The organism is Acinetobacter sp. 1566109, from assembly GCF_000582255.1.
GTDB lineage: Bacteria > Pseudomonadota > Gammaproteobacteria > Pseudomonadales > Moraxellaceae > Acinetobacter > Acinetobacter nosocomialis.
On sequence record NZ_JEYB01000020.1, the window covers coordinates 33,678 to 49,188 of the forward strand.

Genomic DNA, 15,511 nt, shown 5'->3' on the forward strand with positions numbered 1-15,511 from the left:
ACCTGTTCCTTGTTCTCTAATCTACTTTGTATTTTTATCACGTTTTGCCCCTCTCAAGTTATTGCCACGGGTGAATGTGAGGGGGCTCTATTATTTTCTGAATGAATAGTCATTGACCGAGCAGTAAACAAAATAACAAAAAAACGCCAATATTGGCGTTTTTTTATACGATCATTGCGTTAAGAAAGGTTTATGTTCATTTCAGATTCATAAATTTAATAACCTTGAACTTTTATGAAACTCTATTAAGGCAACATTGCTAAGTAAGTTGATGGATTCTTACGTTGACCATCTTTAACTACTTCATAATGTAAATGCGGTCCTGTACAACGACCTGTACAACCCACATTGGCAATATGATCACCAGCAGAAACCTGATCACCCACACGAACCATTAAACGTGAAGCGTGTGCATAGCGTGTTAAATAACCATTACCGTGGTTAATTTCAACATATTGACCATAACCTGTACCCCAACCTGATTTAGTTACAATACCAGGACCAGTTGCATAGATCGGTGTACCACTTGGCGCAGACATATCCAAACCACCATGATGCTCTGCACGACCACCCATGGTACGGCCACCAAAGTTAGAAGAAACACGTACGCTATCCGGAAGAGGATGAGAAACTAACCAAGAATAAGGATTTGAAGAAGAGGCATTAAAAGAATTTTTTGCAGTCGTATGACCATATTTTTTTGCCAGTGAGTCATTGTTGAGCTCAACTGTTTTTGGGCGTAAAGTGACTGAAACTTTAGCACTTGCCGGAAGATCTAAATCATCAGGATGCGTATATGAACCTTGAGATAATGTTTTTGATAACTGTTCCAATCGATCTGAGTCAGTAGATTGGTTAATATTTTGATAATCTGCAAAAGCAACCGATGCTGCCGAAGCGGCAAGTGAAAACGCTAATAAAATACGACGCGTGTGCATAAAAACCTCTTGAAACTGTTCTTACTCAAGTTCCTTATGATCTCTTCCTTGATATCGGTTGAAATGAACGCTTAAGATTAGGACAAGAAACCATTCGAGAACGATCAATGTCTAAACCCGATAACGTTTTTCAACAATCCGGAAAACACATAAAAACAGGAAACCTTACGTTTCTAACAACGCAAGTCGCGCAATGGCAAAGACTTACGAAAATAATCCAACCCTTATTGCCCCAACCGGAACAATGGCAGGTCGTGTGTTATCAAAATGGCACTTTAATTATTACTGGTGAAAATCAGGCAATGATTAGTCAACTCAGCTATTTACAGAGCCAATATATATCTAAATTATCTCAACTTGAAGGACTAAAAGACCTACAAAGAATTCAAGTTCGCTTAAGAAATAAAACTATTCCTACAGCGCCCCCATCTGAGCCTTCTAAATCCATCCCCCCGGAAACACAAGAAATGTTACGTAGTGCTGCCGACTTCGTGAGCGACCCTAAGCTTAGCCAAGCTTTACTACGTTTGGCAAGCAATAAAAAATGATGAGCTTTCTATTCCTTAATTAGAATCGTTCTTATTATGTGATTAAAATCACAGTTTTTATTGTTACATTATAACATAGCCAAATAAAGACAATGACTTATGTCACACTCACGTATGGAATTGGACAGTCTTTCTCGTCATTAAATGTTACAATTTCATAATTACTCGGATCACTTTGAACATTGCGTAATAGCTGATTATTTAAAGCATGTCCTGATTTATAGCCATCGAACTTGGCAATAATTTGATGACCAAGTAAATACAAATCACCTACTGCATCTAAAATTTTGTGACGAACGAATTCATCGGCAAATCGTAGGCCTTCTTCGTTCACAACACCTGTATCATCTACACCAATGGCATTGTCTAGACTTGCCCCTAAAGCTAAATTATTTGCTTTGAGGTAATCTAAATCCTTCATAAAACCAAAAGTACGTGCCTCACTGACTTCATACACAAAGGTTTCAGTAGAAAAATCGATAGTCGCAGATTGATATTCTTTTGCAAAGGCAGGATGATCAAAATCAATCGTAAAGTTGAGTTGAAAACCATTATGTGGTCTAAAAATCGCTTTTTTATCATCAATTAAAGCTTCAACTGGCTTTAATATTCTTATAAATTTTTTCGGGGCATCTTGTTCACGCAAGCCACCTTGCATTAACAAATAAATAAATGGTCCAGCACTACCATCCATAATGGGGACTTCAGATGCTGACACTTCCACGATTAAATTATCAATTCCTAAACCGGCAATCGCACTCATCACATGCTCAATGGTACCTACTTTAATATCACCAGTAACAAGGTTTGAACACATGAATGCTTCTTGAATCAGCAATGCATTAGCAGGAATATCGACAGGTGGATCTAAATCGATACGGCGAAATACAATACCTCCATCCACGGTATGTGGAATGAAATTGATCATCACTTTTTGACCGCTATGAAGACCTATTCCACTCGCTTTTACCACACGATTGAGAGTACGCTGTTTCACCATGCTTTGTAACTTCTTTTTTAAAACCGCTATACGTTAGCATATTTAGTCATTGATCAAAAATAAAAAAAGGCAGTGTTTATACACTGCCTTTTAATAGATTGAATGCTATATTACTTACGTTGCTGATTTTTCAAGTAATCTTGAATGCTCATTGGAGAAGAACGCGGTGATGAACTTGGTGCATTATTCACATCATTTTCAGCATTTTGACGCTTATTAATTGCTGGAACGTCATCTTCATCTACAGATTGTGCAGATTGAGTTGCTGTATGACTTACAGTATTACGCTTTCTTGGTTCTGCATCAGCTGCATTACGTGTTAAACCAGTTGCAATCACAGTTACACGTAATTCATCACGCGCATCTGGATCAAATACTGTACCGTAGAAAATCTCGCCTTCATCAAGGTCAACAATTTGGTTAACCACATCAGTAATGATTTCAGTTTCACGTAACGTGATGTCATCACCACCTGTAATGTTAATTAACACGCCTTTTGCATTAATAATATTCACATTATCAAGTAGTGGACTACGGATGGCTTGTTCAGCAGCTTGACGAGCACGGTCTTCACCACGGCCTAAACCAGCACCCATCATTGCATAACCGCGAGTACTCATTGCAGTTTTCAAATCGGCGAAGTCAAGGTTAATGTGACCACGGTTAACCACAAGGTCAAAGATACTACGTACAGCGTTTAACAATACATCATCTGCCTTTTTATAGGCATCTTTCATTGAAATATCACCATACACGCTTAATAAGCGTTGATTAGGAATAATAATCAATGAATCAACATGTGCTTCAAGCGCTTCAATACCACGCTCAGCAGATTTTTGACGACGACGACCTTCAAAGTTAAATGGCGTTGTTACAACACCAACAGTCAAAATCCCCATTTCTTTAGCAACTTCGGCAACAACCGGAGCTGCACCAGTACCTGTACCACCACCCATACCAGCGGTTACAAATACCATGTCAGTTCCTTCAAGGTGCTGACGAATAATTTCACGGCTTTCTTCTGCGGCAACCTGACCTACTTCAGGGTTAGCACCAGCACCTAGACCACGTGTACTTTGCTCACCTAACTGAATTTTGAAAGGGGCATTCATACAGTCAAGTGCTTGTTTATCTGTATTGGCACAAACGAATTTAACACCCTGAATATCAGACTGTACCATGTGCTGAACGGCATTACCGCCACCGCCACCTACACCAAATACAGTGAAACGGGCTTGACCGTTGCCATCGTTTAGTTCATCTTCTATAAATTCAAATGAGGCCATGACCTTTAGGGTTCCTAATACATTATGGCAGTCACTTCAGCCCGTATACTGCCTTGATTTTCAAAAATAACTAATTTTAAGAATGCTGTGCAATACAAACCTTGTCAAGTACAGTGGTTTTCTCTTACAACTTCCTAACAATTCTACCAATAAATCCATACATCCTAAAAAATGGCTTTAAGTTTGCTATTAAACGCATTCCAGCCATTCACCATTCGTTCCCATACCGAACGGTCATTCCCCTCTTCAGGTTCCTCAACAGCTTCTTGTAATTCGCTTTGGCTAAACATAAGCAAACCAGCTGCTGTCGCATACATTGATCGGCGTAATGCAGCCTGATGCTGATCATCAGCATACACCTGTAATGGTGGATTACCTAAATGAGCAGACACACCCAGCATACGACGAGCCAAACTTACCATACCTTCGATTTGACAAGCATCGCCTGTCAACACTACACCATGATACAGGCCATGGATTGCACCGCTTTGTTCGAGTTCTTCGCGAATCTGGCTAAAAATCTCTTCATAACGCGCAATAATAATTTCTGATAACTCAATACGACTAATCGTTTGAGGGCCATCAATACCCTGAACTTGAATCATATGGTCAGGCTTAACAGCACTTAGATCAACACAGCCATGCAGAATTTTAATGCGTTCAGCTTCTTCAGTAGTTGTTTGCAACACAGCAGCAATGTCACGTGTCACATGCTCACCACCACGTTGTAATGTACGTGCTAAAGCCAAACGGCCATCTAAATAAACTGCCAGGTTGGTAATACCTGCACCGATATCAACAAGACAGACACCATATTCTTTTTCATCTTTCAGCAAACTTGCTTCAGCCGTAGCCAAGCAAGAAACTACCATTTTCTCAACACCAATGTTCGCACCTTTCATAGCACGATCAAGGTTTTGCATAGTGGCAATCGGCATCATCATGAGCTGATAGTGGCCAGTGATGCTGTGAGCAGTCATATTGATTGGGTTTTGGACCCATTCTGCAGAATCACCTAACTCAAACCCGAGTGGCACTGCACTCGCTAGATAGTAGTCTGAAGTCACATGACTTGCTTTTGCTAACTCTAATGCACGGACAACTTCATTGGTTGTAATCACATGTGCTGGGTTAGCAACAGGTGTGCGTCCAGAAGCATAGAAACTTTGCAACTCGGTACTCGGAATAGAGACCCACGCACTATGAATGCGACATTCGGCCATATTTTCCGCTTCAGCAACGGCGTTTTTAATCGCAGCAATGACTTTATCGAGACTTACAATTTTTCCTTTGTTCATGCCTCGATTGCGAGCAGTTGCCATACCGATAACCTGAATGTTATCCGGCGCATGAATTTTTCCAATCAAAACTGAAACTTTATGCGTCCCAATGTCAATCGCAACAACTGAGGGAACAGCTTCACTCATCACTCATACCATTTCTTTGTTGTCTAATACCAGGCAAATTGCCTATTTTAAAGCCACGTATTATGGCTTTGCTTTTGCACCACCTGCAATGCTTGTGTCATCACTCGTTACAACAAACTGACCATTCACAATTTTAGGTGGGGTTGCATTCTTCCATTGAATAGATAATCCATTACGATATCGCAAATCAATGGCTGAGATTTTCGTCCACACAGGTTTTAGGTCAGATTGTGCCAAGTGACTTAAACGTTGCAATTTATTCATTGTTTGATCTTGGTCAACAATAATTCGCAAACCAGAATCAAACTGCATAAACCAAGTCATTCGCTCTGTTAGATATAACTCTTTTAAACGCAAATTAACAGGATGGAATAACTGATTAATTTCATTATAGCGTCGCATCATCATTTTAGACTGGCTTACTGGACCATGTAACAGCGGAAGCTCAGGATGAAGTCTCGGTTCTGCCTCACTAAATACGTCACCACCATCGCTTAATAAGCGACCTGTTCCCCAACGGGCGATCGCATGTCGAGGCATCACACGAACACGAATACCATTTGGCCAGGCACGAGATACGACAACTCGGTCTACCCATGAAATTTCTAATGCTTTATCACGAATCTGCTCTAAGTCAGACGTAAAGTAATTATCTTTTACAATCGGCTGCACATATCGCATCACTTGCTGATTCTCAACCGGAGTTGTTGAACCTACCACCTCAAGCTTTGCGACAGTTGCATCAGTAATAACTTTATATAGACCGTAAATTCCGACCGCCAAGACTAAAAAGGCAATAACCAACAGCACCCATCCGCCAGCATTGGCAAGCTTTTGCTTGCGCGTAGGCGGTTTTTCATGAATGGAGGTAATCGCCGCACGTTTACGGCGCATGGAAGCCGGAAGTTGTGCCATATTTAAGCCGTACCTTCCAATGTTTGCTCAAGAATTGCAACACACAATTCATCAAAGCTATAGCCCACGGCTTTAGCAGCTTTTGGCACAAGTGAATGGCTGGTCATACCCGGCACAGTATTTACTTCTAGAAGCCAGAAATTACCTTGCTCATCCTGCATTGCATCAATACGGCCCCAACCTTCTGCACCTACAGCCTGAAAAGCGCGTAAGCATAAGGCTTGTAGTTTTTTCTCTTCGGTTTCGCTAAGACCGCAAGGAATGCCATATTCGACATCATTGCGTTGATATTTTGCTTCATAATCATAAAAAGCAACATCTGCTGGTGGCTGCAAACGAATAACAGGTAAAGGCTGACCATTTAAGAATGAAATCGTAAATTCGCGACCTGTAATCCATTTTTCTGCCATGACAACAGCATCGTGCTGAGTTGCCTTTTCAATTGCTGCTGCAAAGTCTTCAGCTTTTTCAACCTTACTCATGCCTACACTTGAACCTTCATGTACAGGCTTGATAATGACAGGTAAACCTAATTCAGCAATGACTGAGTCTAGATCTGTTTCTTTAGTAATAATGCGATATGGTGCAGTTGGTAAGTCACTACCTTGCCAGATTTGCTTGGTTTTAACCTTATCCATGCCTATTGCAGAACCTTGTACACCCGTTCCTGTATAAGGGATGTTTAACCACTCAAGCACACCTTGGATTTGACCGTCTTCGCCACCACGACCATGCAATACAATAAATGCACGGTCATAGTTTACAAGTTCAGTCACGCTACGGTCTTGCGGATCAAATGCCTCAGCCTGAACACCTGAACGTAACAAAGCGTCCAGAACTGCCTGACCACTATCTAAAGACACAGCACGCTCAGCCGATTTTCCACCAAGTAACACAGCAACTTTGCCGAATTTTGTAGCATTTGACACGTTTAAATCCTTAACCCGATAATTCAATACTTTTTGTTTATTTCACATACAAATGGTGCTGTGCAAGTTCTACTGAAATTGCTCCAACGTTACCTGCACCTTGCGTTAATAACAAGTCATTTGGTTGTAACACATTTTGCATGATGTTTTGCAAATTACCTTCAACCGGATCAATTAAAATCGGCTCAACCTGACCACGCAAACGAATACTACGCGCCAAAGTACGGCTATCTGCGCCAACAATTGGTTTTTCTCCAGCCGGATAAACTTCTAGTAATAATAATTGGTCGACTTGAGATAAAACTTCAATAAAGTCATCAAAACAATCACGAGTACGAGAGTAACGATGTGGTTGGAAAAGCATCACTAAACGACGGTCAGGATGACTTTGACGAGCAGCTTTAATCGTAGCTTCCACTTCTTTAGGGTGATGTCCATAGTCATCGACTAATTTCACATTACCTTCACCAAGCTCAAATTCACCTTGTACTTGGAAGCGACGTCCAACACCACTAAAGCCTTTTAATGCACGACTAATTGCTTCATCAGAAACACCTTCATCAGTTGCAACACCAATCGCAGCCAACGCATTTAAAACATTATGTAAACCAGGCTGATTAATGGTTAAACGCAACGGCTCACGGCCTTTACGCAATACCGTGAAGTGCGAACGCATGCCATCTTGTTCTACATCAATTGCACGGATGTCATTATCTTCGTTAAAACCATAAGTAATAACTGGACGACCTACACGCGGCAAAATCTCACGAATATTTGCGTCATCACCACAAACTACAGCTAAGCCATAGAATGGCAAGTTATGAAGGAACTGTACGAAAGTATCTTTTAATTTATCAAAACTGCCTTCATAAGTGTCCATATGGTCAGCATCGATGTTGGTCACAATCGCTGCCATTGGCTGCAAATAAAGGAAAGATGCATCTGATTCATCGGCTTCAGCTACGATAAAACGGCTTTCACCTAATGCAGCATTTACGCCTGTACTATTAAGCAAACCACCGATCACATAAGTTGGATCAAGGTTTTCTTCAGCCAACATGGTCGTTAAAAGACTTGTGGTTGTCGTTTTACCATGTGTACCAGCTACAGCAATACCATGACGGTAACGCATAAGCTCACCTAGCATCTCTGCGCGGCGTACGATTGGGGTACGTTGCTCAATTGCGGCTTTCACTTCCGGGTTTTCTGGATCAATAGCCGTTGACACAACAAGCACATTAGCGTTTTTAATATTTTCTGCTTCGTGTCCAATATAGACCTTAATGCCATTTTCTTCTAATTGTTGCGTGGTTTTTGAAGCTTTAATATCTGAACCGGAAATTTTATATCCTTGGTTAGCTAACACCTCAGCAATACCACACATACCTGCACCGCCAATACCCACAAAATGAATATGTTTGATACGGCGCATTTCAGGCACTTTAATCAATTTTTTTGCTTGGTTTGCAGCTGTTGTTGGAGACATAGTAAATCCGATTACATTTTTTGAATAAGATCAACCACATGCTGAGTTGCATTTGGTTGGGCATGTTGACGCGCTTTCACTGCCATTTCTGTAAGCAATTGGCGGTTCATCAACGTGGTAAACAATTGATTTAAAACTTCTGGTGTCATAGTCGATTGCTGGCAAATTTTTGCAGCTCCGACATCGGCCAGAAATTTGGCATTTGCAGTTTGGTGGTCATCTACCGCGATTGGAAGCGGCACAAAAACTGCTGCAACTCCAGCGGTAGCAACTTCTGTCACAGTTAAAGCGCCCGCACGGCAAATAATCAGGTCTGCTTCGCTATAGGCTTTTGCCATATCTTCAATAAAAGGCAAAACCTGTACAGTTAAATTTGCTGGCGCATCTGCGTACAAAGCTTGAGTTGCCTCAACCTGTTGCTGACCACATTGATGGAAAATATTCAGTGGCACTTGAAGTTGTTTTAATGCCGGAGGTAAACGTTCATTGAGTGCTTTTGCACCTAAAGAACCGCCTACAATTAAAATATTTAAGGGTTTCCCCGCTTGCTCACGCTCATCGTAACGCCACTTTGGGCTTAAGATATCAGTGATCTCACGACGTACCGGATTTCCAGTCGTTACCACTTTTTCGCTAGCAGGAAAAGTATTTGGAAATGCTTCACACACCACTTTAGCCACGCGTGATAACTGTGCATTGGTAAAACCAGCAACCGCATTTTGCTCATGAATGAGAACAGGAATACCTAATAAGCGCGCCGCCAAGCCACCAGGGCCTGCAACATAGCCACCAAAGCCAGCTACCGCGTCAACTTTAAGCTGTTTCATATAGCGCATTGCGCTAAAAGTTGCTTTTAAAATTTTAAAAGGCGCAGCAAGTTTACGGATGACCCCGTTGCCACGTACACCTTGAATATCAATTTGATATATTGGAATATTTTGATCTTTTAATAACCGATTTTCCATACCTGTTGGCGTGGCTAACCATGAAACTTGACAACCTTGCTGTTGAAGTTGTTTGGCTACGGCGAGGGCTGGAAAAACATGTCCACCAGTACCGGCAGCCATCATCATGACATGTTTAGGTTTGCTTTGCTGTGAATCTGTCACGGTCTAATTCTTCAACTCAAAAAACAATGGAAATTGTCATCTATTTTTGTAGCCGTTTATTTTAATCCTAAAGCTTCATTAACGAAAAGCGAATTTCACTCGTTTATAACAGAAAGATGTGCTTTTTTGAAAATATGCCTACAAAGCGCTAGCGTATTTCATATTGTGGTTTTATTAATTGATATATTTTTAGGTGATTTCCCAGCATACGCTTAGGAAATCACTCAAACTGGATTATTGAGCAGGACGACCCGCTTCTAATACGTCAAATAGATCATCGGCAATTGATGTACCAAATTGAGCATCAATTTCACGAATACAGGTTGGGCTAGTCACATTAATTTCAGTCACATAATTACCAATCACATCAAGCCCAACAAATACCAATCCTTTTTCACGTAAGAAAGGCCCGATTTTCGCTGCAATGAGTTTGTCATTTTCAGTAAGTGGACGCGCTTGACCTAAACCACCAGCTGCCAAATTACCACGCACTTCACCATTTTGTGGAATACGAGCTAGACAGTACGGAACAGGTTCACCATTCACCATTAGAATTCGTTTATCCCCTTCTACAATTTCAGGAATATAACGCTGAGCCATAATTGGACGAGTGCCTAATTCTGTCAACATTTCCAATGTAGAACCAATATTTACACCGTCTTGGTATAAACGGAAAATACCCATCCCGCCCATACCGTCAAGTGGCTTAACAATCACATCGCCATGTTCTTTAATAAATTCACGAATCAGGCTCTGCTGTGATGTCACAAGTGTAGGCACTTGTAGCTCTGGAAACTGCGTAGCAAAAAGTTTTTCATTGCAATCACGCAGTGATTGAGGCTTGTTAATAATCCATGCGCCTTCACGCTCAGCTTGCTCAAGCACATAAGTCGTGTAGACAAAGTTCATGTCAAAAGGCGGATCTTTACGCATGAGTACAACATCATAAGCCGCGATTGATTCTTTTTTCTTTTCACCTAACTCATAATAATGATTGTAATCTTCGAAAACTTTTAACGGAGAGATTAGACCGTAGGCTTTACCTTGATCGATATATAAATCTTGCTGTAATGCATAACCTAATTCATGTCCACGACGGCTCGCCGCCCACAACATTGCCATGGTTGAATCCTTTTTCAGATTTACGGTTTCAATCGGATCCATGACGACAAGTACACGCATGCTCAAGCTCTTCTTAAAATTTAAATTAGCATGAGTATAGCTGAGATTTTTCACTCGTTTTTCTTAATTTTAGTAAAACCTTATCGGTTATTTCTTTATCTTGAATTCAGATAAATTCAGTTAAACTAAGGTCATAAAATATTATTTTTTAAAGGCTAAAGATGAAACTTTATCGCTATTTAACAGGCCCTGATGACTCTGCTTTTTGCGCACGAGTGACTAAAGCGCTCAATCATGGCTGGGAATTATATGAAGCACCCACCATGACCTTTAATGGCACTCAAGTGATAGTGGGCCAAGCAATTTGCAAAATGATTGATGAAAACTATGATCCAGAAATGGATATTGTAGATGTGCTCAAAAACAATGCTTAACTCTAAGGGTGTTTTTTAATAATGAAGCACCCTCTTCAAACCTCTATTAATAAATAAAACTAATCATTTCAATCAAGCAATTATTCATCACATAAATTATTTTTTTAAAATCAACAATTAAAAATCTATCACGATAATTTTATAAGCAATAGTTCTTTTATTCTAAACAATTAAATGATTATAATTATCATTTATACTTTTATTTTTGTTAATTGACTTTATTTTTATGTTAAAAATTTCTATATCATCTCCCCAAATTAAAAGTTCGTTCCCACTTAGCCTACTCAGTTTAATGATCTTGAATATTCAAGGTGCCTACGCAGAGGAATTAGCGGACTCATCTTCAAAAGTTGCAGCAGTCATGCCAACTATAAAAATTGAAGCGATGAGTGAACTCGATCCCATCAAAAGTTATATCGACTATGACAAAGCCAATGTCACACGTAATGGTTTAGACAAAAAAGATATTCCGCAAACTATTGATACTATTGATGTTCAAAAATATAAAATTTATGGATCAAATGACTTAAGCGTCATGCTGCAAGGTACACCAGGCGTATCAACCAGTTACGATATGCGCGGCGATGGGATCACGATTCGTGGTTTTGGTGCAGACACAGGCGATATTTACCGCGATGGTATACGTGAAAGTGGACAAGTACGCCGCAGTACAGCCAATATCGAACGTATTGAAATTTTAAAAGGCCCTGCTTCGGTTTTGTATGGTCGTAGCGCTGGTGGTGGGGTTGTAAATATGGTGAGTAAGTTTGCCAATTTTGACTCTAAAAGTTCAGTTGGCGCATATGCGGGTTCATACGATAATTACGGAACAACAGCTGACATCAACCAAGTACTTAACGACAATTTAGCAGTACGTTTGACTGGAGAATATGGCGAGGCAGGCAGCTTCCGCTCAGGTATTAAAAATAAAATTGAGATGCTCTCTCCAAGCTTTACCTATAAAAATGACGATGGAACACTCACTTGGACCACACAATATACCTATGACAAATTAGGTCGAGTTCCTGACCGTGGGCCAACGCGTGAAAATCTACCTGCAGGTACATCCATCAAAACAGGATTTGCCCAAGATGGCGATTATGTTGATGATATTTTGCAAGTGGTCCGCACCGATGTAAATTATGAATATGCACCTGACTGGAACTTCCACTGGGCAGCGAGTTACCGTCAAGCAGAACAGAACTTTGACCACTTTTATTTTGGGACTTATTGTGGGTTAGATGGCAAAGATTTAAAAGGCAAAACCTGTACAACAAAAAAAGGCTATATCAATCAAATTTACTATTGGCAACAAACTAGCAATAAGACCACAACCAATACCTTTGATATTAAGGGCAAATTCAAAACAGGCTCGCTTGAGCACCAAATTATGGTCGGTACAGACTGGACCTATGAGCAACGAGAACCACGTCTAGCCAATAAGACTCAAAACGGTTCAGCCATTTATGGTTACGTTAATCCGCTCACTGGTGAACGTGAATATAGTCGTGGCAATGGCCCTCTTTTAATTAGCCAACATAACTACAATGAAGGTACCACTTATGGTGTATTTGTTCAGGATTTAATTGGTCTAAATGACCAACTTAAACTCATGATGGGCCTACGTTATGATTACTTTGACTTTTCAACTACTAATAAACTTAATAATGATCATCGTAATGTAAAAGACAGCAGTTTTAGTCCAAATGTGGGTTTAGTCTGGCAACCCGTTCCAGAACATAGCTTTTATACGTCTTACTCTAAGAGTTTTGCACCATTTGGCGGACAAATGGGTGTTAACCAAGTTACTGGGAGCACCGATGTCACAAAAATGGATAAAGAGCCTCAATATAACGAGCAATACGAAGTGGGTGTAAAAAGTGAATGGTTAGATAATCGGTTAAATACTCAATTTTCTGTCTTTGATATTCGTAAAAATAATATTCGCTATAAACCAAACCCAGACAGTGAGCCAGATGTATGGGCAACTGCAGGACAGCATCAATCTCGTGGTCTCGAATTTAGCTTTATTGGGCGTGTACTTGACAATGTCTTTGTTCGCGGTGGGTATGGCTACACAGATGCAAAAGTAAAAGAAGACAAGCAAAATCCTGAACGTGAAGGCAACTATTTAGCAAACACATCTAAGAACACAGGTAATTTATTTGTTCGTTATTTACCAACCGAGCAGTGGTATACCGAAGTGGGCGTGACCTATGTCGGTTCTTATTATCCAAATATTAATAATCAAGTAAAAATGGAAGGCTTCAATCGTGTCGATGCAGCAATTGGCTATAGTGCCGACCCGTGGAATGTCACACTTGCGGTAAATAACCTAACCAATAAAGAGTACTGGCGTTCAGACAGCATGCCAGGCACACCACGTAATGTGTTATTGCGTTTAAATTATCAGTTTTAAATAAGTATTAAAAAAGCATACCCCTATTTAGGGGTATGCTTTTTGTTTTTAGATACCGTATTTTTCGCGATAAGCTTGCATATTAGCTAGCGCTTCTGTTTCGCCTTTCGCTTCTAAATAATCCATTAAATCTTTCATGGTAATCAGTGCGTGTACAGGAATTTCTAATTCTTTTTGAACTTCTTGAATTGCAGAAAGTTCACCTTGGCCACGCTCCTGACGATCTAGCGCAACCAAAACACCCGCAATAGTTGCACCGGCATTTTTCAAAATCGTTACCACTTCGCGAATCGCTGTACCTGCGGTAATCACGTCATCAATAATCCAGACTTTTTTACCTTCAACCGCAGCACCAACTAAAACACCACCTTCGCCATGATCTTTCGCTTCTTTACGGTTAAAACCCCATGGCACGCTCTTGTTATGTGTTTGCGACAAAGCAACAGCAGTCGCAGCTACAAATGGAATACCTTTGTAAGCTGGGCCAAAAATCACATCAACATTTTCGCATTGTGTTAATTTATCAGCGTAGCCTTGCGCTAAAAGAGATAAAGCTTCACCATCGTTGAGTAGGCCTGCATTAAAAAAATAAGGACTCACGCGTCCAGATTTTAAAGTAAACTCACCAAATTTAAGCACACCGCGTGATAATGCGAGTTCGATAAATGCTTGCGGGTGAAATGACACAGGCGTTGTCATGAGGTGCTCCAAATTCACAATTGAGGTTAAATTTTCGCATGATACCAAAGGATCAGTATCCAAGTGATGTAAAAATTCTTCGAGTCGTTTCCATTAACGTAAATGGCTTACGTTCTTCAGTGACGAAAGGCTTACTTGAATGGTTAGAACAATCCGATGCCGATGTCGTATGCATGCAGGAAAGCCGCATTACCCATGAACAATGGACTGAAAAGTTTAGACCCGAGGGATGGCATACCCATCTCTTTCCAGCAGAGCGTGCAGGCTATGCAGGTACTGCAATTTATAGCCGCTTACCCTTTGTCTCTATTAAAGATGGTTTAGGGTTTGAATTGGCCGATAGTCAAGGCCGCTTCATTTCTGCCGAATTCGATTTAGGTTTGTCACATCCCGTACATATTGCATCATTATACTTACCTTCAGGCTCAAGTGGTGAAGAAGCGCAAGCACGTAAAGATTTATTTTTAGGTGAATATGCCAAAATCTTGAAACAATGGCGTGATGAGAATAAGTCCATCATTATTTGTGGCGATTACAACATCGTTCATAAACGGATTGATATTAAAAACTGGTCGGGCAATCAGAAATCATCTGGCTGTTTACCACATGAGCGTGCTTGGCTTGACCACATTTATGATGAACTTGGCTATGTAGACACCTTTCGTGTGGTAAGAACAGAAGCCGAATTGTACTCATGGTGGTCAAATCGCGGACAAGCTCGTGCGAAAAACGTAGGGTGGCGTATTGACTACCAAGCATGTTCACCAGACTGGAAAGCACGCACAGTAAATGCATGGGTTTATAAAGATCAATGGTTTAGCGATCATGCTCCAGTTATTATCGACTATAAAATTCAAGATTAAGTGAACAAGTGTTCACTTACATTGTCGTTTTTGCTTACAACACATGTCGTTTTTGAGTATTTTTCTTACACACGTTTAACGGCATTATAGCCCCACGGCACAGGGAAGCAGTCAGGATGACGCAAAAGGATAGGACGCCGTAGGAAGATAAAATAAACTTAAGATAAGTTTATTTGCAAGGATGTGACAATGGACGTTGAAATGAGACCCGCATGATCAGGATGATTAAATGCGGGTTTTCTCTTTTCTATCTCTTATTTTTTGCGCTAAGTTCTTTTAGTTTTCTAGATTCTTCTTATTGAGTTCATTATTACCTTGTCTTATGACAATAACATG

The 15,511-nt window shown here is 40.5% G+C and carries 14 protein-coding genes; 4 read left to right on the top strand and 10 right to left on the bottom strand.

All coding sequences use genetic code 11. The features are described from left to right. Nucleotides 1-245 precede the first annotated feature (245 nt). Nucleotides 246-938, bottom strand: coding sequence for a M23 family metallopeptidase (locus J582_RS14535; protein ID WP_031982272.1), 693 nt, complete (start codon nt 936-938; stop codon nt 246-248). A gap of 107 nt (nt 939-1,045) precedes the next feature. Here J582_RS14535 and J582_RS14540 point away from each other — a divergent pair, with 107 nt between their 5' ends. Further along, the gene (locus J582_RS14540; RefSeq protein ID WP_004711488.1) at nt 1,046-1,486 is read left to right on the top strand and encodes a DciA family protein; all 441 of its coding nucleotides are present in this window, start codon (nt 1,046-1,048) and stop codon (nt 1,484-1,486) included. Nucleotides 1,487-1,583: 97 nt separating this feature from the next. Here the strand turns inward: J582_RS14540 and lpxC are convergent, their stop codons facing one another. The 8 genes from lpxC to gshB form a co-directional block, all read right to left on the bottom strand. Then, the gene (gene lpxC / locus J582_RS14545; protein WP_031982274.1) at nt 1,584-2,486 is read right to left on the bottom strand and encodes a UDP-3-O-acyl-N-acetylglucosamine deacetylase; all 903 of its coding nucleotides are present in this window, start codon (nt 2,484-2,486) and stop codon (nt 1,584-1,586) included. Between the two features lie 110 nt (nt 2,487-2,596). Next, complete coding sequence (ftsZ, locus tag J582_RS14550; protein ID WP_002053783.1) at nt 2,597-3,772, bottom strand: cell division protein FtsZ; 1,176 nt, start codon at nt 3,770-3,772, stop codon at nt 2,597-2,599. A gap of 164 nt (nt 3,773-3,936) precedes the next feature. Further along, nucleotides 3,937-5,199 carry a cell division protein FtsA gene (gene ftsA, locus J582_RS14555; RefSeq protein ID WP_032048150.1) on the bottom strand — a complete coding sequence of 421 codons (1,263 nt, stop codon included), beginning with the start codon at nt 5,197-5,199 and terminating at the stop codon, nt 3,937-3,939. A 60-nt stretch (nt 5,200-5,259) separates the two neighbouring features. Continuing rightward, nucleotides 5,260-6,114 carry a cell division protein FtsQ/DivIB gene (locus J582_RS14560; protein ID WP_004884912.1) on the bottom strand — a complete coding sequence of 285 codons (855 nt, stop codon included), beginning with the start codon at nt 6,112-6,114 and terminating at the stop codon, nt 5,260-5,262. 2 nt (nt 6,115-6,116) lie between these two features. Then, nucleotides 6,117-7,043 carry a D-alanine--D-alanine ligase gene (locus J582_RS14565; protein ID WP_000063661.1) on the bottom strand — a complete coding sequence of 309 codons (927 nt, stop codon included), beginning with the start codon at nt 7,041-7,043 and terminating at the stop codon, nt 6,117-6,119. Nucleotides 7,044-7,080: 37 nt separating this feature from the next. Next, nucleotides 7,081-8,529, bottom strand: coding sequence for a UDP-N-acetylmuramate--L-alanine ligase (murC, locus tag J582_RS14570; RefSeq protein WP_004884918.1), 1,449 nt, complete (start codon nt 8,527-8,529; stop codon nt 7,081-7,083). 11 nt (nt 8,530-8,540) lie between these two features. Further along, on the bottom strand, nt 8,541-9,638 hold the full coding sequence (gene murG, locus J582_RS14575; protein WP_000132437.1) for an undecaprenyldiphospho-muramoylpentapeptide beta-N-acetylglucosaminyltransferase: 1,098 nt from the start codon (nt 9,636-9,638) through the stop codon (nt 8,541-8,543). Between the two features lie 234 nt (nt 9,639-9,872). Then, nucleotides 9,873-10,820: a glutathione synthase gene (gene gshB, locus J582_RS14580; RefSeq protein WP_006582461.1), complete on the bottom strand. Its 948-nt coding sequence runs from the start codon at nt 10,818-10,820 to the stop codon at nt 9,873-9,875. Between the two features lie 161 nt (nt 10,821-10,981). Here gshB and J582_RS14585 point away from each other — a divergent pair, with 161 nt between their 5' ends. Both J582_RS14585 and J582_RS14590 read left to right on the top strand, forming a co-directional pair. After that, on the top strand, nt 10,982-11,194 hold the full coding sequence (locus J582_RS14585) for a DUF1737 domain-containing protein (RefSeq protein WP_031982276.1): 213 nt from the start codon (nt 10,982-10,984) through the stop codon (nt 11,192-11,194). A gap of 226 nt (nt 11,195-11,420) precedes the next feature. After that, nucleotides 11,421-13,613 carry a TonB-dependent receptor gene (locus J582_RS14590; protein WP_031983381.1) on the top strand — a complete coding sequence of 731 codons (2,193 nt, stop codon included), beginning with the start codon at nt 11,421-11,423 and terminating at the stop codon, nt 13,611-13,613. Nucleotides 13,614-13,661: 48 nt separating this feature from the next. Here J582_RS14590 and pyrE read toward each other — a convergent pair whose 3' ends face one another. Next, nucleotides 13,662-14,312: an orotate phosphoribosyltransferase gene (gene pyrE / locus J582_RS14595; RefSeq protein WP_031983382.1), complete on the bottom strand. Its 651-nt coding sequence runs from the start codon at nt 14,310-14,312 to the stop codon at nt 13,662-13,664. Between the two features lie 38 nt (nt 14,313-14,350). Between pyrE and J582_RS14600 the strand changes: the two genes are divergently transcribed. Next, the gene (locus J582_RS14600; RefSeq protein WP_006582457.1) at nt 14,351-15,175 is read left to right on the top strand and encodes an exodeoxyribonuclease III; all 825 of its coding nucleotides are present in this window, start codon (nt 14,351-14,353) and stop codon (nt 15,173-15,175) included. Nucleotides 15,176-15,511: the final 336 nt, after the last annotated feature.

Bases quoted from the DNA above. Each gene is read 5' to 3' on its own strand.
- pyrE (WP_031983382.1), bottom strand. From the start codon at position 14,312: ATGACAACGCCTGTGTCATTTCACCCGCAAGCATTTATCGAACTCGCA.
- gshB (WP_006582461.1), bottom strand. From the start codon at position 10,820: ATGCGTGTACTTGTCGTCATGGATCCGATTGAAACCGTAAATCTGAAA.
- J582_RS14600 (WP_006582457.1), top strand. From the start codon at position 14,351: ATGATACCAAAGGATCAGTATCCAAGTGATGTAAAAATTCTTCGAGTC.
- ftsZ (WP_002053783.1), bottom strand. From the start codon at position 3,772: ATGGCCTCATTTGAATTTATAGAAGATGAACTAAACGATGGCAACGGT.
- J582_RS14560 (WP_004884912.1), bottom strand. From the start codon at position 6,114: ATGGCACAACTTCCGGCTTCCATGCGCCGTAAACGTGCGGCGATTACC.
- J582_RS14540 (WP_004711488.1), top strand. From the start codon at position 1,046: ATGTCTAAACCCGATAACGTTTTTCAACAATCCGGAAAACACATAAAA.
- J582_RS14590 (WP_031983381.1), top strand. From the start codon at position 11,421: ATGTTAAAAATTTCTATATCATCTCCCCAAATTAAAAGTTCGTTCCCA.
- lpxC (WP_031982274.1), bottom strand. From the start codon at position 2,486: ATGGTGAAACAGCGTACTCTCAATCGTGTGGTAAAAGCGAGTGGAATA.
- J582_RS14535 (WP_031982272.1), bottom strand. From the start codon at position 938: ATGCACACGCGTCGTATTTTATTAGCGTTTTCACTTGCCGCTTCGGCA.
- murC (WP_004884918.1), bottom strand. From the start codon at position 8,529: ATGTCTCCAACAACAGCTGCAAACCAAGCAAAAAAATTGATTAAAGTG.
- J582_RS14585 (WP_031982276.1), top strand. From the start codon at position 10,982: ATGAAACTTTATCGCTATTTAACAGGCCCTGATGACTCTGCTTTTTGC.
- ftsA (WP_032048150.1), bottom strand. From the start codon at position 5,199: ATGAGTGAAGCTGTTCCCTCAGTTGTTGCGATTGACATTGGGACGCAT.